Origin of the sequence: Xanthomarina sp. F2636L, assembly GCF_026410195.1 — a bacterium.
Taxonomy (GTDB): Bacteria; Bacteroidota; Bacteroidia; order Flavobacteriales; family Flavobacteriaceae; genus Xanthomarina.
On sequence record NZ_JAPMLM010000049.1, the window covers coordinates 1 to 229 of the forward strand.

Annotated in this window: 1 protein-coding gene; it reads left to right on the forward strand. The window is 41.5% G+C overall.

From position 1 onward, the window contains the following. Positions 1 to 229, forward strand: a 229-nt coding sequence (locus tag OS191_RS00230; RefSeq protein ID WP_267153697.1) for a hypothetical protein, incomplete at both ends; no start/stop codon positions are given.

Here is a 229-nt window from a genome sequence, read left to right on the forward strand (position 1 = left end):
CATTTACTGATAGCTGTAACAACACTAGTTCGGTATCGCAAACTATTACAGTGACTGATACTATTGCGCCTGTAGCTCCAGCTGCTCCAGCTGATGTAACAGTAGAATGTCTAACAGATATTCCTGCTACTATTGATTTAACAGCAACAGATAACTGTGCTGGTGATGTCGTGGCAACTCCTGTTGACTCAACTGATAGTTCTGATCCTTGTAACATAGTAGTTACACG